Below are 20,862 nucleotides of genomic sequence, written 5' to 3'. Positions count from 1 at the left end.
TATCAAAAAATCCTCCATAAGGGATCGATAGCGACCCTGATTGGTAGTCTGGGATCGGGATAAAAAATCAGTGGGCAGCCCAATACAAAATTAGGAGCTATTCTTGATTCGATACTACACTGCGCTACAGCGCACCGAAGGGGGCGCCGGAATTACGAGGCAGTGGAAGAGGATCCCAAGGTTAAATTGGCAAACAGCCTTAAGTTCTACAAGATAATTTTCGATTACTGACATGTCAGCATTGAATGCTAAGAGGGAAGGGTGTTCATTACAGTGCGGCTAGGTGGAAAACGCCAAGCCGGGATGTGCTCAAATTAATATTTTACTTCGCGAGTGAACAGGAAAATGAATCTTACATTCGAAGAAGCATCGATACAGGCATTATTGGCCGCACCTGACCGACTGGATACTCTAGACTTCGGTGTTATTGGCTTTAATGGCAGCTCAGAAGTGGTAGTGTACAATGCTTATGAGGCCTCAAGTGCGGCTTTAAGGCAGGCGCGTGTTTTAGGTAAGAACTTATTTCTGGAAATTGCTCCCTGCTTAAATAATGTTATGGTCGCTCAAAGATTTGAAAATGAATCTGAGTTGGATGTGATCATTTCTTATGTCCTAGCACTTAGAATGCGACCAATCCCCGTTAGGTTAAGATTGCTGAAAGAAAGTGATTCGAGCACCCGTTTCCTATTGGTTGATCGGGCGATTTCAAAATGATTACTGATGAGCACGATAATGATTCAATTGAGTCTGAGTATGAAGCGCTACTGTCATTTATGTATCTCTCGCCCGTAGGGTTGGTAAGAATCGACCCAGGCGGCAAGATTGATATGCTTAATCCGATGGCAACTCAATTGTTGATGCCGCTAGTTAAGTCTCTAGGGCTTGAAAACTTATTTGAGACTCTTTCTTCTGTCGCACCTGAATTACGTAACCTCGTAACGAGCTTTAGAGAGTCGTGCGGATCAATATGTGTAAACCATAGAGTTCACGTGTCGTCAGCAGCCGACGGAGGTATTATCCTCGCATGTACAATCGTAAAGGTCAACGAAGATGTCCTGATAACGGTTTTGACTGATATCTCTTGCCAAGTCGCAACAGAAAGGAGATTAAGACAGACGGACTCGTGGTTGGACGCCATCTATACGATTGTTAACGACTTCGCAGTTCTCGGTTTGACTAAGCACGGGGTAATCAATAGCTGGAGTCCTTCGGCAGAGCGTCTAACAGGTTACACAGAATCCGAGGCTATTGGTGAGAAGCTGGGTCGTTTCTGTAATTTGTCCGCCTTGGAAGTTAATATTTTGGATGAGCAACTCACATTTGCTCGTGAAGAAGGTTGGCACTCACGAGACTATCTATGCCAACACAAGTCAGGACACAATTTTTTTGCTCAAACAATGATCGCCGTTCTGCGTGACGAAGATGACGACTTTTCTGGCTATACCGTTGTATTTCGAGATATAACCGAGCGAAAGGTGTCGAGTGATAATCTGGCTAGTTTACTCACTAAAGACCACCTCACAGGCGCAGTTAATCGCGCTCATTTTTTCAACTTGGCAGAGAAAGAGTTTGCTAGGGCAAATCGATATCAACACTCAATATCTATAGTCATGCTAGACGCCGATCACTTCAAGCGTGTTAATGATAGCTGGGGGCATTCAGTTGGCGACGAAGTTCTTAAGTCGATAGTGAAAATTGCTGAGGGAGTTCTTCGTCCCGGAGATACTATAGCTAGGTTTGGGGGCGAAGAGTTTGTAGTTATGCTGCCTAAGATCAATAGTGTCGAGGCGTCAGATATTGCGGAGCGACTTAGGAGCAGCATTGAAGCGTCTAGTATAGATGCTGGTGGTGAGGAAATAAAAATCACTGTCAGTATTGGCTATGCTTCAATGAATGAGTCGAGATCCACTCTCAAGCAGTTGTTGGTTTCCGCAGATAGTGCACTCTATTATGCAAAATCCAAGGGTAGAAACTGTATAGTTGGTATTGATGATTTCTAATTAAAGGCGTCCGGAGGGGCAGCGTGAAACAGGCGAGAAAATCACCTATATCTTCATTTTTTCTAGAGGGTGTTGTAATTATTGACTTCAAGATGGTCATTATTTTCTTATATGGTAGTTTCATCTGCATGTGCTCTGCGATATGCAAGAACTCTACTGAATCGGTGCCAAAAGACTTCCCGATTTCAGAGCTGTAATGCTCTTGGTATGCGATCTTCAGTCCTCGCAACAAGGCGGCGTCTCTCTGTCACCAGACACCGCAAGATGCCAGTCGTCAACCTTTATTGTCATGCGTTAATATAAATGTCGCTCCATGACCGGTTTCGAACTTTTTGAATTATGGTGTGCCGAGAAGTTTTCCTTCAGTGCCCGACACACCTGTGATGGTGCGTTGGAAAGTTGCTTTCGATTTGTTAAGTGTCCGAGCCATAGCTTAGTCATGGCTAGGCTATGGTGTGAGACTATTTTTCAATAACGAGCGGTGGTTTACCGCTCGGAAACTAAATAGACTAGCTTTTGCAAGCGCAAACCATAGATTGACTAAGAAATTTAAGCCTCATATTTTTAGGGAGTTCGTCGTAGTTCATTCAGTTGAGTCTTCAAGTGCTCGACTTCGGCTTCTAATTGGCGCAGACGCTCGCCAGCCTCAACCTGGACACTAACGTCCTTCTGAATACCGATGTAATAGGTGAGTTGATCTGCGTCGTTGAATACAGGGGTAATCGACAGCTCATTCCAGAACGCAGTACCGTCTTTGCGATAGTTCCGAATGATTTGCCGGCAAGGCTGAAACTTCTTTATTGCCTCGCGGATAGCTGCGAGGCCGGCTTGGTCTCGGTCATCTCCCTGTAGGAAGCGGCAATCCTGATACAGGGTTTCATCAACACTATAGCCCGTCAGGCGCTGGAAGGCTTGGTTGGCGTAGATAAGGATGTTCTCATCGCCCTCCTGCTCTGCCACAACGATGCCATCGTTGGATGTCTCGATCATCAGTTTCAGCAATTCTGCATTGATCATTTTCAGAGCCCCAGTGAATACCACATCATTCTAGGACAACTTGTGCAATAACTCCCGCAGGTGGCTGATGAGGCGAAGGTACATAGGCTTCGCCGTATCGTCCCGCAGCTTGAACTGGCCGTGATCTAGCCTGACCCGCGCCAGATAAAAACCGCCTTCCAGAGACAGCAGCTCCAGCTCTCGTACTTCGCCATTCGCGGCCCGTTCGGTCAACGCTTGCAGATTCAAGGTGCACTCCCGGCCTACCACGGTAGGCGTTCTCCGCTATAAGCAAAAAAATTGCCGCTGTCGGCAGGCGCCAATCGGTCAATCAGTGATAACAATTCGCGGGCAGCGAGGCTTGCAGGCCTGGCGGCAGAAGCGCCTTTAAAGGGCTGGGACAGGCCCGAGATCACCGTACCTGGATGAAGAGTCAGCAAGCGGGTCTGAGGGCGTGTTCGTGCTAGTTCGATCCCAGCCGTTTTAATCAACATGTTCAACGCTGCCTTGGAGGCGCGATAGGCATACCAGCCGCCCAAACGGTTATCACCGATGCTGCCCACCTTGGCGGAGAGCACTGCCATCGCACCACAAGGGTCAAGCAAGGGCAGGAAGTGACGCAAAACCAATGCAGGCCCGAGTGTGTTGACTTGGAATATCGCCTGAAGCGCATCCGCTTCAATAGAGGTGTAACTTTTTTCAGGCTTGATGTCTTCGCGATGAAGCAGACCGGCAGCATGTAAAATCAACTGGTACGGGGCTTCTTCGGCTAATTCGGTGGCCGCCCTGGCGATACTGTCGGGCTTTTCGAGATCCAATCCTGGAGCACTGTTGCGCCCCAGCTCACGAACAACCGAGCATCTTGGATCTTCGTTGAGCAACTCACAAAAGGCCGCGCCGAGCGCTCCACTGGAGCCTATCACCAAAGCACGGTAGCCGTAGCCGAGTGAGTTCATCTCAAAGGAGCTGTTCATTTCGCCTCTCCCACGCCTTGTGCGGATTTTGGGCCTTAACTGCGTCGCCCAATCAGTTGCAGGAACTCGAGACGAGTAGCGGATGACTCGCGAAAGGCCCCGAGCATCACTGAGGTCGTCATCACCGAGTTTTGCTTCTCCACGCCTCGCATCATCATGCACATGTGCTTTGCCTCAATAACCACAGCCACACCGGCGGCATCGGTGATGTGCTGAATGGCGTCGGCAATTTGTTTTGTGAGGTTTTCCTGAATCTGTAAGCGGCGGGCAAACATATCGACCACTCGTGCGACCTTGGACAGGCCCAGTACCCTCCCTGTGGGGATGTACGCGACATGAGCCTTGCCGATGAAGGGCAGCAGGTGATGCTCACACAATGAATACAGTTCGATATCGCGCACGATGACCATTTCATCGTTTTGCGATTCGAACAGGGCACCGTTGGTCACGTCTTCCAAACTCATCGTGTAGCCGTTGCAAAGGTATTGCATCGCTTTGGCTGCGCGCTTGGGCGTGTCCAGCAGTCCTTCACGCTCAGGGTTCTCGCCTACGGCGACAAGAATTTCACGGTAATGCTTGGCTATTGATGGGTTCATTTAGATTCCTGGCAGCCATGCTGCGCTTAATGTGGCGGCAATACTTGGCAGTAGGGGAGTGCCTGCTGCGCACCAGAAAACACGTTGTTCACCAGATCAGCTATGACCCAGGTTCTTCGTCGGGCCAATGACAAAGCGAAGCTTTCTAGGTCTGCTTTGTTTTCAAAGTGGGCCGCTTGTCTTGTGCAGGTTTTGACTCCGGCACCCCGCAACGGTCATCGACACAGCGACGGCGGCCATCAGGGTGAGGAAGCCACGCCAAATGGGGGCGTAAGCGGCAGAAGAGGCGATAACCTAAAGCAAGAAGCGGTCGGATGGCACGCAATGTCAGTGGCGCTGCCCAAAACCCCAAACCGGCGGCTCGCCAGCTCCACAGGGTGGCGTCCAGACCGGTTACCCAGCGGCCATCGGCGAAACGGGCGTGCAGCGAGGACTGCATTTGCTCGAACGTGAACCCGAGTGCCTTGGCGTCGAACGCACAGCTGCTGATGTCAATAAACAGCAGTCGACTCTCTGCGGCGTGTCGATGCAGGATCTTGATTTCGCGCGCACAAAGCGGACATTGACCATCAAAGTACAGCGTTAGTGGCCAATCCTTTTTATTGTACATATCTAGCGACCCTGTATAGGTTTTGCACAAGATATGCTGAAAGAAAAGGACTGACAATGGGCCTGCCCTAAGCCACGCTGAAAAATGCCACCTTCTGGGTAAGACGATCAGCAAGCTGCGCTAACTCCTGGCTGGCCGTTGCAACTTCGCGAGAGCCAGTTGCCGATTGCACCGTTGAGCTATGGATGCGCGTGATATTTTGCGCAACGTCTTCGGCCACGACACTTTGCTGGATAGATGCGCTGGCGATTTGGGCATTCATGTGGTTTATAGCCCCGACCTGCTGGCTAATTTTAGCTAACGCCGTCTGGGCGCTGCGGGTTTGCGCAACGGTGTGGCTTACCAGTTCGCAGCTATTACGCATAGTTTGTGCAGCAGTTTCAGTTCCGCTCTGCAGGGTGCCGATCATTTCGCGAATTTCCCGGGTCGACTCCTGAGTTCGATTAGCTAGAGAGCGCACCTCGTCGGCAACAACTGCAAACCCTCGGCCATGCTCACCTGCTCGGGCCGCTTCGATGGCCGCGTTCAGCGCCAACAGGTTAGTTTGCGTGGCAATTGAATTGATTACCTCGATCACTATTTCAATCTCTTCGCTACGCTTGGACACCTGCTCTACCGTATTGGTGGTTTCAACCAGTGTGTTCGCTAATTGTTCGATAGCGAGAGTGGTGTCCGCAACGACGCGATTACCGCTTACAACTTCAGTATCGGCTAGACGCGTTGCGTCCGCTGCTTGAGATGCATAGCCCGAAACTTCATTGACCGTTGCCGCCATTTGCGTAATTGCAGTTGCCACCTGCTCGGCTTCGCGGGTCTGCAGGCTGATTTGATTGTTATTGGTGGACGATGTGGTCAACAGCAGCCTAGATGAATTGTTGACCTCTTGGGCCGCAATACGTACTTCACTAATGGTATCAGCCAAACGGCTAAGGGTAGTTTTCAGAACGCCCATCACGCTGTTCGGATAATCGGTAACGATCACTTGTTGCAAATCGCCTGCGGCCAAACGCTGGATTGCCTGTGCAACCTGTGTCGGATCAGCACCCAGCGTTGATTTGACGAAGCGTATAATAGAGATCGCCAAAATTATGCTCAGCAGCAGCGCTATCCCTGTGGCCATGAGCATCAGTCCTCGAAACTCACTAGCGGTGGCTTGTACCGCACTGAGTTGTTTTTTGATCGAGGCTTCTTCATAGTCAATCAGTGCATTCACGCGTTTCAACCACTCACTGTATTCACCGGAGGTTTGGCGCAGCAGCAAAGCCTGTGCACCTGAAATATCTCCGGCGCGACGCAAAGCAATTACCGACTTAGTGGAAGCTAGCGTTTGCTTTTCAATGTCTTTAATCGCGAGTAACAGCTGTTGCTCCTGCGATGTTACCCCCGCAGTTGCGAATAGCTGATCCATTGGTATGGCTGAATCGGAGTACGCCTGTTCTAGATTGATAACTTCATTGAGGTGGACGGTTAAGTCTTGATCACTATCCACCAACACTGCGTCCCGAATAGCAATGGCTCGGTTGTGTACACTTCCGCGAAAGTTAATAGCGTAGCGTTGAATCTTGGCCGCATTTTCGCTTACGTGTTCCAGGGTGGAGTCGATAAAGCCCACACGTTGGATGCCCACGGCGGTGATTAGTATGAGCAGCGACACAATTACTGCGAAACCAAGGCCTATGCGCGAGGCTAGTGAGATGGAGTTTTTCATCGGCTGAACTCTTAGATAGACCCTGTACGGGCAAGACGTGGTGGTTCTGTTTTGCTATCCATGTCAAGGGCTACTTGTGTGCCTCTACCGCCCATTTGAAAGTGACGAGAGCCAGGCGACGCACGAGCACGAGCAGCTGGTGATAGCTGACTGATGGCAGAATGGCACACATTGCAGAAAACCTATACATGAGTTTATGTTTGTATAGGTTTTATCGCTTCTCGCAAAATCAATTCACTGCTGGCAGTCGCAGGCTGGTTTCGGTGATGCACCAAAATGGCGAGCGGATCGGCTCGTAAAAAGCTACGTGGCCCGATGAGGGAACTGGGATTGGTCAGCGAGAACCTGGGCTCGTATGCTTAAAAGCGACGGTGAAACGACCAGATATTTCCGAACATTTGGAGTCGTGATTTCCATGTTCTAGCGCCAACAGGCTGACGATCAAAATTCTAGTCAACCGTTGGTCGACAATAGGGATTGAACATCGACTAACCGGTGTCGATGGGTGAGAGGTATAAAGATTCGTAATTTCGAATCAGGCCTATCTTGGCGGAACAAAATGCATAGCATTGATGATTTTAGATTTAAATCTCATCAACTCCTGCTGAGCTCGATGCGGCAGTCACCGAGTTGATGATGTAGCTTTCGATTCGTGAGACAAACGGAGAGCGCTGGACTATGGCAAGCCAGAGACATTCTGCGGCGTATGCCGAGTGGAGCTCCTTCATGTAGGGTTCAAAGCTACGCTCGCCGAATAACATAGTTTCCTAGGCCTGGCTCAAATAGGCAGTCAGGCGAGCGTTTCTTTGTCCAGCGGAAGCAAGGAGCAAGATCCAAGAAAGCCGCTAGGGACTCGTTCATCAACGTCGGATAGGCTTTATTTTGGCTGCACTTGATCGAGCGCACACACCTTTGAGAATCGTCCGAAGGTTTATCAATTAGGCTCAGGCGTAGCTCATTGATTCAAACGCCGTAGCGCTTATTCCCGCCTGATGTGATGCAGTACATGCCACCTCTAGGCCTATGCAGACGTTCCCAGACAAACATAGACAGGAAGAACTGTATTTAGTGGCAGGTCTATAAACAGGTTGTGATGCGGGCCTCACTGGTTTTGGCTGGGAATTGACGTAGCAGTTCGATCCGCTGCAAAGATTTTTGGACGATAGCCATTTAGCAGGTTGGCCGTCGATGCTAATGCGCACTCATCACTCGTTTTTTCGTAGACCTGAACCTTCTCTCCACGCTGCAGTTTGGATATGACCTTTCCGTTTGGTTGATCCCTGACGTTGAGCATGTCCGCGCTTACCCGCGAGCCTGTCCCTGCAACTGGGGTGCAAGAAGATATTGCACAGGAGAAGCCCACGGCTGAAGAGCAGAGGCATCAAGCTGAGCCAACCAGCTTACTGAAATGTAATCACCCCACTTGCTGGCTTATGGCATCTTCCGATACATCAAGCGCATTAGCTCGTCTAGCGTTAGCCCTCGGGAGCACGCCCAGTGCGCACATCTAACATCCGACTGACGGGACATGAATCGGTATGCAAGCCAAAACCTCTCGGCGCACCTTTGTGAAAGGACTCACCGCAGGCGGCATTCTCGGTGGTCTGGGCCTCTGGCATACCCCTATCTGGGCCGCCCCTAAAGTAGGCGAGACCAATGTCTTGTCAGGTACAGAGTTTGACCTCTTCATCGGAGAAACACCGGTAAATATCACCGGGAATTCCCGGACAGCCATGACCATAAACGGCGGCATTCCTGGGCCTCAGCTGCGCTGGCGTGAGGGCGATACCGTGACCTTGCGGGTCAAGAACCGCCTCAAGGATATGACTTCTATTCACTGGCACGGAATTATCCTTCCTGCAAACATGGACGGTGTGCCAGGCCTAAGCTTCCATGGGATTGAGCCTGATGGCACCTACGTCTATCAGTTCAAGGTCAAACAGAACGGAACGTACTGGTATCACAGTCACTCCGGCTTCCAAGAACAGGTTGGCGTGTACGGCCCACTGGTCATCGATGCCAAAGAGCCTGAGCCTTTTGAGTATGACCGCGACCTCGTGGTGATGCTTAGCGACTGGACTGATGAAAATCCTGCTTCTCTGATGAAAACACTGAAGAAACAGGCGGACTACTACAACACCCATAAGCGAACAGTGGGTGACTTCATCAATGACGTGGCTGACAAAGGTTGGTCAGCGACCGTCGCTGATCGCAAGATGTGGGCCAAGATGAAGATGAATCCTACGGACATTGCGGACGTCAGTGGTGCGACGTACACCTACTTGATGAACGGACAGGCTCCGGACTCCAATTGGACTGGCACCTTCAAACCTGGCGAAAAGCTCAGGTTGAGGTTCATCAATGGTTCAGCCATGTCCTACTTTGATGTACGAATTCCAGGTTTGAAGATGACTGTTGTGGCCGCTGATGGCCAATACGTCAAACCTGTCAGCGTGGATGAGTTCAGGATCGCCACTGCCGAGACTTTCGACGTGATCGTCGAACCCACGCAAGAGGCCTACACACTGTTTGCGCAGTCGATGGATCGGTCGGGTTACGCCCGAGGCACCTTGGCTGTCCGGTCTGGCATGACTGCTCCAGTACCTGCGCTAGACCCTCGTCCTCTAGTCACCATGGCCGACATGGGTATGGCCGGTATGGATCACGGTGCGATGGCCGGTATGGGCGATATGGCTGGAATGGATCACAGCAAAATGGCCGGTATGGGAGACGACTCGATGCAGGGTATGTCAGGTATGGACGGCGGAGCCATGAAAGATAGCTCTAGTGCTATGCAAGATATATCCAGCATGCAGGGAATGGATCACAGCAATATGTCCATGTGCGGCATGAGTGGTATGGGAGAAATGCAGTCGCATCCAGCCACAGAGTCCAACAATCCTCTCGTCGACATGCAGGCAATGTCGACTTCGCCAAAGCTTGATGATCCTGGCATGGGCCTTCGCGAGAATGGTCGAAAGGTGCTGACGTATTCCGACTTAAAGAGCACGTTCGAGGATCCAGATGGCCGTGAGCCAAGTCGAACTATCGAACTGCACTTGACCGGGCATATGGAGAAATTTTCTTGGTCTTTCAACGGTGTGAAGTTTTCGGACGCCGAGCCTTTAAAACTGAAATACGGCGAGCGAGTCCGGATCGTTCTCGTCAACGACACCATGATGACTCATCCCATCCACTTGCATGGCATGTGGAGCGACCTTGAAGATGAAAACGGACAATTCCTTGTCCGCAAACACACCATTGACATGCCGCCAGGGTCGAAGCGCAGCTACCGAGTAACAGCCGATGCGCTAGGGCGCTGGGCCTATCACTGTCATCTCCTGTACCACATGGAAATGGGGATGTTCCGCGAAGTGCGTGTAGAAGAATGAGGAGTCGACTTATGAGCAATTATTTTTGCGGGACTCGCATGCACTCAGCAATATTTACGTTTGCTCTAACTGCTGGTTTTGTCTTGCCGGCAGCCGCTGAAACAAGCCACGGTACCGAAGACGGGCAGATGCAGACCATGGATCACAGCCGAATGCCAGGCATGGATCACGGCAAGATGGAAGGTATGGATCACAGCCAGATGCAGGGCATGGATCACAGCAAAATGGAAGGCATGCAGCCCGCCAAGCACCCACAAACTCAAAGCCGGACTCCGATACCACCACTTACCGATGCTGACAGAGCCGCAGTCTATAAGTCCCCAGGCGGCCACCAAGTTCATGACACAGCCCTCAACTCATTTTTTATATTTGAGCAATTGGAATGGCAGGATGCTGACGATGGAAGCGCACTGAACTGGGAAGCCCAAGGTTGGATAGGGGGCGATGTTGATCGTCTATGGTTGCGCTCCGAAGGCGAGCGCACCAATGGGAAGACTGAAGAAGCTGAGGTTCAAGCTTTATGGGGACACGCCATCAGCCCTTGGTGGGATCTAGTCGGCGGCGTTCGTCAAGACTTCAAACCAGGCGACCCTCAAACGTGGGCTGCTCTCGGTATCCAAGGCTTGGCGCTCTACAATTTCGAGGCTCAGGCTACTGCTTACCTAGGTGAAGGTGGCCAGACCGCAGCGCGTCTGGAAGGGAATTACGACATTCTCTTAACTAATAAGCTGATTCTGCAACCGACGGCAGAATTCAATTTCTATGGCAAAAGCGATCCTCAACGCGGGGTTGGTTCAGGACTGTCTGAAAGTGAGGTTGGTTTGCGGCTTCGGTACGAAATCCGCCCGCAATTCGCACCTTACGTAGGTGTGACTTGGAATCGGGCTTATGGAAAGACCGTAGACTATGCCCGCGAGGAAGGCGAAGACAACAACGAAGCACGCCTAGTGCTCGGCGTCCGAGTGTGGTTCTAAATCGAAGTTAGCGGCACCAAATATTACCTAACCTCATTACAACAGCTACGCGCTGTGAGGAGCCTTGCATGTCTGTTTTCAAATCTTGTGTTGTGGCCGTCGCTCTTTCATCCAGCCTACTGCTCAGTGCAGTTGCCCAAGCTCACCCGAAGCTGCTGTCTTCAACTCCGGCTGAGGGCGAGAGCGGGCTAGCTCCTGCGAAGATTGAGCTGCATTTTTCCGAAAACCTGGTGACCAAGTTTTCCGGAGCCAAGTTGGTCATGACGGAAATGCCTGGTATGTCACACGCCCCAATGGCTGTGAAAGCCAGCGTGGCCGGCAGTAGCGATCCTAAAACTATGATCTTGACTCCGGCAGCGCCTCTCACCGCTGGCACCTACAAAGTGGAATGGCGAGCGGTCTCCTCCGATACCCATCCAATTACTGGCGCCGTAACTTTCAAAGTGAAGTAAGCATGAGCGACCCGCTGAATGTGGTGCTGCGCGTAGCGCTTTATCTGGATTTGATGCTCCTGTTCGGCCTAGCGGTCTTTGGGTTGTACAGCTTTCGGGGAAAAGAACGCGTATCAGGCACCGTGTTGCATTTCGGGTCGCTACTGCCTGGTACGGCTGCTGTGGGTATGCTTTTGTCCATAGCATTTTTCGTCGTTATGACGCGCAATATGAGCGGTGCCGCCGACTGGGACGAGCTGCGACCTCACATGGAAATGATGCTGTACGAGACTGAGATCGGCTATAGCTGGGTGACGCGTATGATCTCGCTGGCAGTGGTGATTTTTGTCGCAAGTCAGAGCAAGCGATGGCCAACAGGGAGTCTCTGGGTTGCTACCTTGGCAGGCAGCATCGCCCTGTCCACGCTTGCGTGGACAGGTCATGGGGCGATGGACGAAGGTACTCAGCGATTCTGGCACTTTGCAGCTGATATTCTGCACCTCCTCGCCGCTGGGGGCTGGATCGGAGCTCTTGCGGCGTTTGGCCTGATGTTGAGGATTAAAGGGGCTAATCCGGAGCAACTCGTAAGAGTGCTGTCACGAGCGCTTAAAGGATTCGAAACAGCGGGTGGATTCATTGTTGGCACAATCATAATTACTGGCGTCGCTAATTATCTCTTCATTGTCGGGCCGACAGTAATCGAACTCGTAACTAGCACCTACGGCATTCTCCTGCTGATGAAAGTCCTGCTTTTCGCCGGGATGATTGGGCTTGCTGCCCTCAATCGTTTCTACCTGAGTCCCTCACTTGAACGTTCTTTGAAGGCTGGGGATTATTCTCTGGCAGCAACTGCCTTGAGAAAAAGTGTGATGCTCGAATCGACCTGTGCTGTTGTCATCGTTTTCTTGGTGGCGTGGCTTGGAACGTTGAGCCCTACCATGGAGATGGCACCAGGGTGATCAAGGAGCAAGATCCGAGCGACCCTCAGGGTGCTCAGATCTTGGCATCGACTATCGACTGATCGGGTAGTCAGCGAGCACCTCTTGCGCACCTGTCTTGGTGACCCCGAGGACTTTATATGGCTGAGATGCTTGGCCGTATTCCATACCTGGAGAACCTGCGGGCATGCCTGGGACTGCAATTCCCACTAGATCTGAACGACCACTCAGCTTCTTAATTTCATCGGCTGGGACATGACCTTCTACGAATTTGCCGCCAATCACTGCCGTATGGCATGAGGCGAGTTCCTGTGGCACCGCCAAGTTCTGCTTGATAGCGCTCATATCGCTTTCGACGTGGTCGACCACCTTGAATCCATTCGATTCAAGGTGCTTGACCCACTCCTTGCAGCACCCGCAGTTCGCGTCACGATGCACATCAATTGTGAGCGGCTCAGCTGCCTGCACGACACCACAAATCATCAAGGCTACGGTCAGTGATAGCTTTCGTTTGAACATTCGATGCACCTCGTCACATTTTAGTATGCGGTTGCCCTGCATGCCCTAGCCGTGGGCCGGGAGTTGTGGTTCCGCAGTTGGTTGGAATGTAGGTTAAGCGCAAAAACCTCAGATCGCTGATTACATTTTTGTAAGCTGCCTATCAGCTCACTTCATCCACCCGCCACGCGCCGATCTGTCGCGCCAAGGCGATCTGTTGGCTGTTGAGGTAATTACATTTACGTAAGCTTGCGCAGAGATGTCAGATTGGTAGCACACTAGAAAAACCGCAAACCGGAGCTCGTGCATGAAACTCTTGGTCGCAGAAGACGAACCCAAAATCGGAATGTATCTACAGCAGGGTCTTGTGGAGGCCGGCTTCACTGTCGACCGGGTTGTGACGGGAACAGAAGCGTTGCACCAAGCGCTAAGTGAGACCTACGATCTTCTGATCCTAGACGTAATGATGCCGGGGCTGGATGGCTGGGAGGTCATTCGATCTGTCCGCACAGCCGGGAGCTTAGTTCCTGTGCTGTTTCTGACGGCAAAGGATGGGGTTGATGACCGAGTCAAAGGTTTGGAACTAGGTGCGGACGATTATTTAGTCAAACCCTTCGCATTTTCCGAGCTGCTTGCTCGCGTTAGAAGCTTGCTTCGCCGTGGTGCCGCCGTGCCCAACCAGACCTCTATCAAGATCGGGGATCTGGAGGTCGACCTTCTGAAGCGACGGGCCTCGCGTTCAGGTCGGCGCATTGACCTTACCGCCAAGGAATTCTCGCTCTTAGAGCTCCTCATGCGCCGCAGAGGGGAGGTTTTGCCAAAATCACTGATCGCATCGCAGGTTTGGGATATGAACTTCGACAGTGATACCAACGTGATCGAAGTCGCAATTCGCCGGCTTCGGGCCAAAATCGATGATGATTTCGACACCAAACTGATTCAGACCACTAGGGGGATGGGCTACATGCTAGACGCTCCGGATACAGAGTGAAGCGTGTATCTCTTACCTTCCGTTTGAGCATGATGTTCGTTTGTGCGGTGGTAGCCGTGCTGGTTGTAGCAGGCTTCACCTTCGATGCGTTTAGCAGGCATCACTTCAAAGCGCTTGACCGCCAAGCGATGACAGAAAAGCTCGAATCCATTCGGCAAATCATGGATGGCGAGGCCGGCTCCGTAGAATCTTCAGAAGTTGTGTTGCAACTGCAAGCCCTGCTAGGCGCCCATCATGAGCTTTCAGCATCGATTGTCACCAAAGGCGGAAGGACGATCTTCGCTACCTCCAACGGAGCTGCACAACCTGCCGCTGCCGTCCATGCGGCTGGGGAAGATATGTTGGAGTGGGCGGCTGGAGGCCATATGTACCGAGGCATGAAGGCCCAAGTTCATTTAGTGAATGAAGCTGAGCCGCTGACCGCGTGGCTTAGTCTAGACGTCACAAGCCACATGCATTTCGTTGAAACTTTGCGCTGGTGGTTGGTGATCGGGCTGGCAATTAGCGCCTTGATCAGCGCAGGTTTAGGGTGGCTGGTGGCGCGCAGCGGGCTGAAGCCGGTGGCACAAGTGACGCAAGTCGCGGCCTCAATGTCAGCGGGATCGCTGAAAGAGCGGATTCCCATGGACTCAGTGCCTCGCGAGCTTGAGCTCCTCGTAACTTCGTTCAACGCTATGCTTGCCCGCCTTCAAGAGTCATTCGCTCGGTTATCTAACTTTTCAGCAGATATTGCCCACGAGTTACGTACTCCTATTAGCAATCTGCGGACACATACCGAGGTTATCCTCTCTAGGAAACGCCCTCCAGATGTCTATGAAGAGAATCTCTATTCTAATCTTGAAGACCTCAGCCGACTCTCCAACATTATTGATGGCATGCTTTTTTTAGCAAAGTCGGACAACGGCCTGGTTCTACCTGCCAAAGAGAAAATCGAGTTGCGTTCGGTGGTAGAAAAGCTCTTTGAGTATTACCAGTTGCTGGCAGAAGACACCGGAGTAAAACTACAAGTATCAGGACACGGCGCGGTCTACGGTGACGGCACGATGTTGGATAGGATGATCTCGAACTTACTGTCAAATGCGCTCAGGTATACCCCTCCTGACTGTACGATCTCCGTGATAATCGAGCCGTTTGGCAGCTTGACGAGCTTGTCAGTGAAGAACCCCGGAGAGGAGATAGCAGTAGAACATCTGCCCCGGTTGTTTGACCGTTTTTACAGAGTAGATCCTGCACGAAGAGAGGGTGCTACGAATAATGCGGGGTTAGGTTTGGCAATCGTCAGGTCGCTGGTTGACGCCCATGATGGCACCGTAGAGTGTGTCTCCGGAGGAGGCTATACGACCTTTGAGATCTGCTTACCCGCGTGGTCTGCTCACCACGAGTGAAAGCAAAGAGATCGCCCGGCCCTGTCCACAAACATGGCGAGAATAAGTGCGCGCATCTCCGTCATTGCGAGTGTTCTGCTGAACATGGCGTTCGGGTTTCGGCCCGTCCATCAGGTTTTGATACGTTTGACCTATCCCCCCAGGGGGGATAGGATGCCGACGTAATTCATCGAGACCTGAGGCTCAAGTCATGAGCGAGCAAGAACACCAACACAGCCATCCCCACACCCACCAAAGTCACGACGCGATCATCAAGCGTCTCAAGCGGGCGGATGGCCATTTACGCGGCATCATCACCATGATCGAAGAGGGGCGTGAGTGCGTGGACATCGCTCAGCAACTGCATGCCGTTGAGAAAGCAATTTGCCAAGCAAAGCGCACGCTCATCCAGGATCACATCGATCATTGCCTAGAGGACACAGTCTCGGCCTTGAACGATGGCGAGCGGGCGCCGCTGGAAGCATTCAAAAAAATCACCAAGTACCTCTAGGTCGGATATGCCCAATTTCGCTGAACTGCTGCAACAAGGTGGAGCTCATGCCTGGCTGTATTTCCCTAGTGCCATTCTGCTCGGTGCCCTGCATGGTCTGGAGCCCGGTCATTCAAAGACCATGATGGCGGCGTTCATCGTGGCCATTCGTGGCTCGGTTAAACAGGCCGTGTTGTTGGGCTTGGCCGCTACGCTTTCGCACACTGCCGTAGTGTGGCTTGTCGCTATTGGGGGGATGTATCTCGGCAAAGGCTTGGACGCACAAACCACTGAGCCATACTTCCAGCTCGCGTCTTCTGCGCTGATCATCGCAATTGCGCTCTGGATGCTTTGGCGTACCTGGCACGGTGAGCAGATGTTCAAGTTCGAGCAAGGTGATGACCACCATCACAGCGAACATGAGCATGGACATCATGACGAAACCCACCGATTCGATACCGGCCATGGCCGCGTTGAGCTGTCGATCTTCGAAGAAGGTATGCCACCGCGCTGGCGCTTGAAGGCATTGACTGGACAGGCCTGGGCTGCCTCAGACGTTCGTCTGATGACTACTCGTCCGGACGGAAGCACTCAGTCTTTCTCTTTCCTAGAGCGCAAAGGTTTCCTGGAGTCGGCAGTTGATATCCCGGAGCCTCATGAGTTCAGTGCCCGCCTGAGTCTGGGGCATTCAGATCATTTGCATGATTATGAATTGGCATACCAAGAGCATGACCACGGGCACGCGCATTCCGAACGGGAAGGCCTGGAGTTGTCCATTGATGGTTACCAGGATGCGCATGAACGTGCCCATGCCAAAGATATCCGCAATCGCTTTACCAATCGCGAGGTAACCACGGGACAGATCATTATATTTGGTCTCACGGGCGGACTCATTCCTTGCCCAGCGGCTATTACCGTTCTGCTGCTCTGCCTTCAGGTCAAAGAAGTCGCCTTGGGTGGCGTCCTCGTCCTCTGCTTCAGCATTGGTCTGGCACTTACACTGGTAACGGTAGGTGCAGCCGCCGCTATTGGCGCGAAACAGGCTTCTAGCCGCTTGCCATGGCTGGGCACCGTTGCTCGACGTGCGCCCTACCTATCCAGCGTGCTGATTATCGCTGTAGGCCTTTATGTTGGCTTCCATGGCTGGATCGGTTTGAGCGCACAAGGCGGCGTATGAGTGTTTGAACTCGCCAGCTATTGATTTCGGATCACCTTCGTCTGGGAGGTATACGTCGCGGCAATGCATTGGAGATCTGACGCGAGGACGCACCTGCCGTTGATTTCCATAGCGACCGCTTCTTCGGGCAGCGCCCGGCTCATCAGATATTTTTGAGCCGGGCTAATCCTTGCTTTATATGTCCTGCATTTTCTCCAATGGCCCATAAAGCACCACGAACGTTATCTCCGACTTCAGTGCCACCTTGGGCTTCGACATGAAGAGTAAGCTCCATCAAGGCAGCCTCTAGGGCAAGCTGGTTCTGATACATCCTTTCCAACACGTCTGACAACGAATATTCGGTAGACATTTACGTGGATTCCTTCCAGGGCGGGGCAGCATAGCGCCGCATAAAAATGACCAGGTGTCTGTAGACGCATCCTGAGCTCTTATGACTTTGAACTAATCATATCTCCCATCTCCCTAACGCTGTGCAAAGCGCTCATAGCTTAGGTCGATCCTAAGCTGACCACTTACACACGAAGGTCTGAAAAATCATGAAGAGTGAACAGGTAGAAGGTGTAGCAGAAAAGCTGGCCGGCAAAGCGCAGAGTGCAGTTGGGAAACTGATTGGTGATTCGAAGCTGGAAGCTGAAGGCGCTGGACACCAGGCGGCTGGTCAGTTGACTAAAACCTACGGCGATGCGCTTGATAACGTATCTACGTTCGTTAAAGATAGACCAGTCGCTGCACTTGCAATAGGTGCTGCCGCGTTGATCCTGATAAACCGCATTTTTCGTCGCTAATCAAGTTGGAGGTGTCTCGAACCTGGTGATGCCTCCAGCTACCGACGCAGGCTTTATTGCGAGCTGATCCAAGCTTCCATTTTGTGTAGTCTGCCCATCGCGAGAAGCTTCGGTGTTCCCGCCTGTAGAAGCATGAGGAGCCTTTGTCTGTCCTCGAGTGCGGGGAACCACTCCGCTACTTCGACATTGCAGTGCCGGGACTCACTCAGTAACCACTTCACGATCATGTCCGCTGCAGCCCTGCAGTGATCCGCCATGAACAGCCGCCGTCCTTTAACAGACCAGCCACGCTCAGCTAACTGATCAGTGACGTCAGTGATACCAAGGTAGCCAAAGTAATCAGTGGTGTCGGGATAATGAATGCCTGCCAATGACACCTTGGCGACGCCGGATTCGCGATCAAAATAGGAAAGGAAATGCCATCCACCCGTGGTGCTTCCAAGGAGAGGGAAATTGATGGCGGCTTTCCCTGTTATGTAGTGCTGGCGAGAGACGCGTTTGAGATCAAAATCAAATAGCGGGAGAGTCATGGCAGATTTTTGAGGCGGGCTAGATCTTGCTTGATGTGTCCTGCGTTTTCTCCGATCGTTTCGAGGGCTCCACGGACGTTATTTCCGACATCTGCATGTCCGTGGGCCTCTACGTGGAGGGTCAACTCCATCAGGGCTGCCTCCAGGGCGAGCTGGTTGTGGTACATCCTTTCTAGGACATCAGCTAGCGAATATTGCGATGGCATGAGCTCGATCCTTCCTCGTAAAAACGTGAGATTGGCAGTGTAGGAACTGAAGGCCGCGCTTTGAGTTTCAGGTCATCCCATACTGAACATTAAACGCGGTGACGGTGCTTCGATCTTGGTAGGCTGAGGTATGAGCATTTCCGCTGGTCTATCAAGCTTTTGACAAAAGCCTACCGATCTCGAACACCGCTGCTTTGCGTGGGTCGGAAATGCTTCCAACCAAATCACCGCTATCGATTCGGAAAAAAGAATGCCCATCGCACCTTAGAGTGTCGAGTAGGTGACTCATGTCGAACACGCTGTCCGGAATAACCTCTCCCTCACCTGCTAGGACTCCCGCAGCGATAGAGTGATTTCCACCGTGGACAAAGGCAATCTTCCAAGGTAGCCACATTTCAACACGATGATTGTCGTCTTGCTGCCAAGGGCCTTGATAGTCGCTGCTCCTATATCCCCGCGCATCCATGTTTCCCTTTGCCTTAGTCGAGCCAATTGTCGCCAGCGCGGAGATATATCTGTTTAAGCTCCAGGGGGAGGGGAAGACGATATCGCGCGATAAATGAAGCACAAACATCTCTTTTGGCTGAGGGATGCCCAGCCATTTCGTACCGTCTTCAGAAAAAAGATGGTCTCGTACTGCAGAGCCAAAAAAATGGCCGGCTTCGATTAAAGGAACGGCATCCTGACCACGCTCGGCTACGCCTAGCAATTGCTCTGCCTGCAATGGCCTGAGAATCGCTCGAATTAGATCGTGAAGCCCGTTTGAGTTAATCTCCGCGATTTTTTTTGCCACATTCATTAGGTGATTGAACTTAGCTAATGAGTCTGTGCTTCGCGGTGTTACAGCTGCTTGGCCCATGTCTTAATCACCCAGTAGAATGTTCCGCCCATGCTGTTCGGCCGGGCTCATCTTGTATGAAATTTTTTGGAAGTCTCAATGAGCTCTGGTACCACTGACGAAAACGCCTTCTTGTCACCTGAGTCTAGCTCTATTCAGAATCAGGAGAGTTTCGGCCCGCTTGATCACCTTTCCGCTGAGCAGGTTGAAAGTATTTATCAACGGTACCTGCAGGGTGAGAAGGTGAGCGATCTCTTTACGGCGTATGAGATCAAAACGAATACGAATAGCCTCCTGCCACTCCTCCCTAATCTTGAGCGAAACGATCTCCTTTGTCCCTATTGCACTGCTCCTGCTACCCAGAAGCGAGCCGCAAGAAACAGACCTTCAAATCGACCGCTTTGCACGCAGTGCGATCATACCTTCCCAATTTACCGCGAAGATGTCTGTGGATGCATTGGTTGCAAAGGCGAGTACCTTAGCCTGCTTAATGGTGAGGGCGTGCAATATAGGGTTGTTTATGATCAGTTGACGCTTCGAGAAAAGATCCTTTTGCTTGCAGCCCTGACAATGGCGTCCCCTTCAGAGCTGACCTATTTCTCCTGTACGATGCAAAAGAGTTGGCATTCCCGATTAGCGCCTACGGCCCAGTACCACGATCAATGCATAAGTGCGCTTTTCAGCAGGCGTATAATTATCGTGTCGTCGCATACATCCGCAGATGCTCTCGCTATATTTCGCGAATACGAAAGTTATAATTTTTTATGGTGGGTTCCAAACGTTAGTGCTAATGACGCTGACGAATTAGCTTTCGACATCCCCTCTCTGCGAACGCTCCTCGCTCACGATCTTTTGCTAGATAGGGCAGGGCTAAGTTCCGTACTGATTGAATTGATGTATGAGCTTGCTGAAGAAGAGCTTATTGAATACGTGTATTACAGAGTAGGAAAATCGACTGTGAAATTCAACGCCGAGCGCGCCACGCGTGCAGCCTTGAGGCCTTTGCTTGCATCTAGCTCAGTCAGCAACGTATTTAGTTTCATCTGGAAGGCGGTGAAACAAGCCGAGCGCTCTCTTGAGAAAGGGGTCTTTAAAGGGGGCGCAGTCCACGCCGGCAACTGGATTCCGACTGCAGTTGTCGGGATAGCGGAGGAAGAAAAACAGGATGAATATGAGCGGTTAAAAGGAGCGAAAATCTGTCAAATTTCTAAGGTGATTTACTCTTTCATTTTGGATGATCCGGATGGCAGCTTCAAGATACCGTTACCCCGTTACACTGCCGAGGTTATGCGACCGGTGTTAGAGGGGATTAGCAACGCAAAACAAGCAAAGTTTGCTCGGTCTTGGGTTAATTGACGATCAGG

The 20,862-nt window shown here is 51.7% G+C and carries 21 protein-coding genes and 2 pseudogenes; 12 read left to right on the top strand and 11 right to left on the bottom strand.

Annotation, left to right across the window (positions count from 1 at the left end; genetic code table 11):
- The first annotated feature begins 345 nt into the window (after positions 1 to 345).
- A complete protein-coding gene (locus ACP7BN_RS10845) occupies positions 346 to 714 on the top strand; it encodes a hypothetical protein (protein ID WP_426203931.1) in 369 nt (122 codons plus the stop codon).
- Entirely contained in the window at positions 711 to 2,000 is a 1,290-nt protein-coding gene (locus ACP7BN_RS10840) for a diguanylate cyclase (protein ID WP_426203929.1), read from the top strand. Before ACP7BN_RS10845 ends, ACP7BN_RS10840 begins: the two co-directional genes overlap by 4 nt.
- 564 nt (positions 2,001 to 2,564) lie before the next feature.
- Here ACP7BN_RS10840 and ACP7BN_RS10835 read toward each other — a convergent pair.
- From ACP7BN_RS10835 to ACP7BN_RS10810, 6 genes and pseudogenes are all read right to left on the bottom strand, one after another.
- On the bottom strand, positions 2,565 to 3,017 hold the full coding sequence (locus tag ACP7BN_RS10835; protein ID WP_426203928.1) for a PAS domain-containing protein: 453 nt from the start codon (positions 3,015 to 3,017) through the stop codon (positions 2,565 to 2,567).
- A gap of 45 nt (positions 3,018 to 3,062) precedes the next feature.
- Positions 3,063 to 3,245 (bottom strand): annotated as a pseudogene (locus ACP7BN_RS10830) (DUF6482 family protein); the annotation flags it as partial.
- Positions 3,246 to 3,259: 14 nt separating this feature from the next.
- Positions 3,260 to 3,970, bottom strand: coding sequence for an SDR family oxidoreductase (locus ACP7BN_RS10825; protein WP_426203926.1), 711 nt, complete (start codon positions 3,968 to 3,970; stop codon positions 3,260 to 3,262).
- A 35-nt stretch (positions 3,971 to 4,005) separates the two neighbouring features.
- Positions 4,006 to 4,566 (bottom strand): GTP cyclohydrolase I FolE, encoded by a 561-nt coding sequence (folE, locus tag ACP7BN_RS10820; protein WP_426203924.1) that lies wholly within the window; start codon positions 4,564 to 4,566, stop codon positions 4,006 to 4,008.
- Positions 4,567 to 4,711: 145 nt separating this feature from the next.
- Positions 4,712 to 5,176 (bottom strand): thiol-disulfide oxidoreductase DCC family protein, encoded by a 465-nt coding sequence (locus ACP7BN_RS10815; protein WP_426203922.1) that lies wholly within the window; start codon positions 5,174 to 5,176, stop codon positions 4,712 to 4,714.
- A gap of 67 nt (positions 5,177 to 5,243) precedes the next feature.
- A pseudogene (locus ACP7BN_RS10810) lies at positions 5,244 to 5,771 on the bottom strand (methyl-accepting chemotaxis protein); the annotation flags it as partial.
- A gap of 2,651 nt (positions 5,772 to 8,422) precedes the next feature.
- Here ACP7BN_RS10810 and ACP7BN_RS10805 point away from each other — a divergent pair.
- The 4 genes from ACP7BN_RS10805 (at position 8,423) to copD (ending at position 12,640) form a co-directional block, all read left to right on the top strand.
- On the top strand, positions 8,423 to 10,276 hold the full coding sequence (locus ACP7BN_RS10805; protein WP_426203920.1) for a copper resistance system multicopper oxidase: 1,854 nt from the start codon (positions 8,423 to 8,425) through the stop codon (positions 10,274 to 10,276).
- Between the two features lie 128 nt (positions 10,277 to 10,404).
- Positions 10,405 to 11,250 carry a copper resistance protein B gene (locus tag ACP7BN_RS10800; RefSeq protein ID WP_426204154.1) on the top strand — a complete coding sequence of 282 codons (846 nt, stop codon included), beginning with the start codon at positions 10,405 to 10,407 and terminating at the stop codon, positions 11,248 to 11,250.
- Between the two features lie 68 nt (positions 11,251 to 11,318).
- The gene (gene copC, locus ACP7BN_RS10795; protein ID WP_426203918.1) at positions 11,319 to 11,702 is read left to right on the top strand and encodes a copper homeostasis periplasmic binding protein CopC; all 384 of its coding nucleotides are present in this window, start codon (positions 11,319 to 11,321) and stop codon (positions 11,700 to 11,702) included.
- 2 nt (positions 11,703 to 11,704) lie between these two features.
- Positions 11,705 to 12,640 carry a copper homeostasis membrane protein CopD gene (copD, locus tag ACP7BN_RS10790; RefSeq protein WP_426203916.1) on the top strand — a complete coding sequence of 312 codons (936 nt, stop codon included), beginning with the start codon at positions 11,705 to 11,707 and terminating at the stop codon, positions 12,638 to 12,640.
- A 51-nt stretch (positions 12,641 to 12,691) separates the two neighbouring features.
- On the opposite strand, the gene ACP7BN_RS10785 is transcribed toward copD, so the two are convergent.
- On the bottom strand, positions 12,692 to 13,138 hold the full coding sequence (locus ACP7BN_RS10785; RefSeq protein ID WP_426203914.1) for a DUF411 domain-containing protein: 447 nt from the start codon (positions 13,136 to 13,138) through the stop codon (positions 12,692 to 12,694).
- 286 nt (positions 13,139 to 13,424) lie between these two features.
- Here ACP7BN_RS10785 and ACP7BN_RS10780 point away from each other — a divergent pair, with 286 nt between their 5' ends.
- From ACP7BN_RS10780 to ACP7BN_RS10765, 4 genes are all read left to right on the top strand, one after another.
- Positions 13,425 to 14,108 carry a heavy metal response regulator transcription factor gene (locus ACP7BN_RS10780; RefSeq protein ID WP_426203912.1) on the top strand — a complete coding sequence of 228 codons (684 nt, stop codon included), beginning with the start codon at positions 13,425 to 13,427 and terminating at the stop codon, positions 14,106 to 14,108.
- Positions 14,105 to 15,493 carry a heavy metal sensor histidine kinase gene (locus ACP7BN_RS10775; protein WP_426203910.1) on the top strand — a complete coding sequence of 463 codons (1,389 nt, stop codon included), beginning with the start codon at positions 14,105 to 14,107 and terminating at the stop codon, positions 15,491 to 15,493. The genes ACP7BN_RS10780 and ACP7BN_RS10775 overlap by 4 nt, the downstream gene beginning before the upstream one ends.
- A 190-nt stretch (positions 15,494 to 15,683) precedes the next feature.
- Complete coding sequence (locus ACP7BN_RS10770) at positions 15,684 to 15,983, top strand: metal-sensing transcriptional repressor (RefSeq protein ID WP_426203908.1); 300 nt, start codon at positions 15,684 to 15,686, stop codon at positions 15,981 to 15,983.
- A gap of 7 nt (positions 15,984 to 15,990) precedes the next feature.
- A complete protein-coding gene (locus tag ACP7BN_RS10765) occupies positions 15,991 to 17,139 on the top strand; it encodes a nickel/cobalt efflux transporter (protein ID WP_426203906.1) in 1,149 nt (382 codons plus the stop codon).
- Between the two features lie 142 nt (positions 17,140 to 17,281).
- On the opposite strand, the gene ACP7BN_RS10760 is transcribed toward ACP7BN_RS10765, so the two are convergent.
- Positions 17,282 to 17,488, bottom strand: coding sequence for a hypothetical protein (locus tag ACP7BN_RS10760; protein WP_426203904.1), 207 nt, complete (start codon positions 17,486 to 17,488; stop codon positions 17,282 to 17,284).
- Positions 17,489 to 17,675: 187 nt separating this feature from the next.
- Here ACP7BN_RS10760 and ACP7BN_RS10755 point away from each other — a divergent pair, with 187 nt between their 5' ends.
- Positions 17,676 to 17,924 carry a CsbD family protein gene (locus ACP7BN_RS10755; protein ID WP_426203902.1) on the top strand — a complete coding sequence of 83 codons (249 nt, stop codon included), beginning with the start codon at positions 17,676 to 17,678 and terminating at the stop codon, positions 17,922 to 17,924.
- A gap of 53 nt (positions 17,925 to 17,977) precedes the next feature.
- Here the strand turns inward: ACP7BN_RS10755 and ACP7BN_RS10750 are convergent, their stop codons facing one another.
- The 3 genes from ACP7BN_RS10750 to ACP7BN_RS10740 form a co-directional block, all read right to left on the bottom strand.
- Entirely contained in the window at positions 17,978 to 18,454 is a 477-nt protein-coding gene (locus ACP7BN_RS10750; protein WP_426203900.1) for a hypothetical protein, read from the bottom strand.
- Entirely contained in the window at positions 18,451 to 18,660 is a 210-nt protein-coding gene (locus ACP7BN_RS10745; protein WP_426203898.1) for a hypothetical protein, read from the bottom strand. Before ACP7BN_RS10745 ends, ACP7BN_RS10750 begins: the two co-directional genes overlap by 4 nt.
- 151 nt (positions 18,661 to 18,811) lie before the next feature.
- Positions 18,812 to 19,519, bottom strand: coding sequence for a DUF6710 family protein (locus ACP7BN_RS10740; protein ID WP_426203896.1), 708 nt, complete (start codon positions 19,517 to 19,519; stop codon positions 18,812 to 18,814).
- Between the two features lie 78 nt (positions 19,520 to 19,597).
- On the opposite strand from ACP7BN_RS10740, the gene ACP7BN_RS10735 reads away from it, so the two are divergent.
- On the top strand, positions 19,598 to 20,854 hold the full coding sequence (locus tag ACP7BN_RS10735; RefSeq protein ID WP_426203894.1) for a hypothetical protein: 1,257 nt from the start codon (positions 19,598 to 19,600) through the stop codon (positions 20,852 to 20,854).
- Positions 20,855 to 20,862: the final 8 nt, after the last annotated feature.

Source organism: Pseudomonas sp. TWP3-1 (assembly GCF_049896625.1).
Lineage (GTDB): Bacteria > Pseudomonadota > Gammaproteobacteria > Pseudomonadales > Pseudomonadaceae > Aquipseudomonas.
Note: the sequence above shows the minus strand (reverse complement) of the source record. Positions and strands in the feature narration are given on the sequence as shown.

What these genes read in the sequence shown, in the direction of transcription:
- ACP7BN_RS10745 (WP_426203898.1), bottom strand. Translation starts at nt 18,660, where the DNA reads ATGCCATCGCAATATTCGCTAGCTGATGTCCTAGAAAGGATGTACCAC.
- ACP7BN_RS10800 (WP_426204154.1), top strand. Translation starts at nt 10,405, where the DNA reads ATGCAGACCATGGATCACAGCCGAATGCCAGGCATGGATCACGGCAAG.
- ACP7BN_RS10825 (WP_426203926.1), bottom strand. Translation starts at nt 3,970, where the DNA reads ATGAACAGCTCCTTTGAGATGAACTCACTCGGCTACGGCTACCGTGCT.
- ACP7BN_RS10835 (WP_426203928.1), bottom strand. Translation starts at nt 3,017, where the DNA reads ATGATCAATGCAGAATTGCTGAAACTGATGATCGAGACATCCAACGAT.
- ACP7BN_RS10770 (WP_426203908.1), top strand. Translation starts at nt 15,684, where the DNA reads ATGAGCGAGCAAGAACACCAACACAGCCATCCCCACACCCACCAAAGT.
- copC (WP_426203918.1), top strand. Translation starts at nt 11,319, where the DNA reads ATGTCTGTTTTCAAATCTTGTGTTGTGGCCGTCGCTCTTTCATCCAGC.
- ACP7BN_RS10765 (WP_426203906.1), top strand. Translation starts at nt 15,991, where the DNA reads ATGCCCAATTTCGCTGAACTGCTGCAACAAGGTGGAGCTCATGCCTGG.
- ACP7BN_RS10750 (WP_426203900.1), bottom strand. Translation starts at nt 18,454, where the DNA reads ATGACTCTCCCGCTATTTGATTTTGATCTCAAACGCGTCTCTCGCCAG.
- ACP7BN_RS10735 (WP_426203894.1), top strand. Translation starts at nt 19,598, where the DNA reads ATGAGCTCTGGTACCACTGACGAAAACGCCTTCTTGTCACCTGAGTCT.
- ACP7BN_RS10805 (WP_426203920.1), top strand. Translation starts at nt 8,423, where the DNA reads ATGCAAGCCAAAACCTCTCGGCGCACCTTTGTGAAAGGACTCACCGCA.
- ACP7BN_RS10755 (WP_426203902.1), top strand. Translation starts at nt 17,676, where the DNA reads ATGAAGAGTGAACAGGTAGAAGGTGTAGCAGAAAAGCTGGCCGGCAAA.
- ACP7BN_RS10785 (WP_426203914.1), bottom strand. Translation starts at nt 13,138, where the DNA reads ATGTTCAAACGAAAGCTATCACTGACCGTAGCCTTGATGATTTGTGGT.
- copD (WP_426203916.1), top strand. Translation starts at nt 11,705, where the DNA reads ATGAGCGACCCGCTGAATGTGGTGCTGCGCGTAGCGCTTTATCTGGAT.
- ACP7BN_RS10780 (WP_426203912.1), top strand. Translation starts at nt 13,425, where the DNA reads ATGAAACTCTTGGTCGCAGAAGACGAACCCAAAATCGGAATGTATCTA.
- ACP7BN_RS10760 (WP_426203904.1), bottom strand. Translation starts at nt 17,488, where the DNA reads ATGTCTACCGAATATTCGTTGTCAGACGTGTTGGAAAGGATGTATCAG.
- ACP7BN_RS10845 (WP_426203931.1), top strand. Translation starts at nt 346, where the DNA reads ATGAATCTTACATTCGAAGAAGCATCGATACAGGCATTATTGGCCGCA.
- folE (WP_426203924.1), bottom strand. Translation starts at nt 4,566, where the DNA reads ATGAACCCATCAATAGCCAAGCATTACCGTGAAATTCTTGTCGCCGTA.
- ACP7BN_RS10840 (WP_426203929.1), top strand. Translation starts at nt 711, where the DNA reads ATGATTACTGATGAGCACGATAATGATTCAATTGAGTCTGAGTATGAA.
- ACP7BN_RS10815 (WP_426203922.1), bottom strand. Translation starts at nt 5,176, where the DNA reads ATGTACAATAAAAAGGATTGGCCACTAACGCTGTACTTTGATGGTCAA.
- ACP7BN_RS10740 (WP_426203896.1), bottom strand. Translation starts at nt 19,519, where the DNA reads ATGGGCCAAGCAGCTGTAACACCGCGAAGCACAGACTCATTAGCTAAG.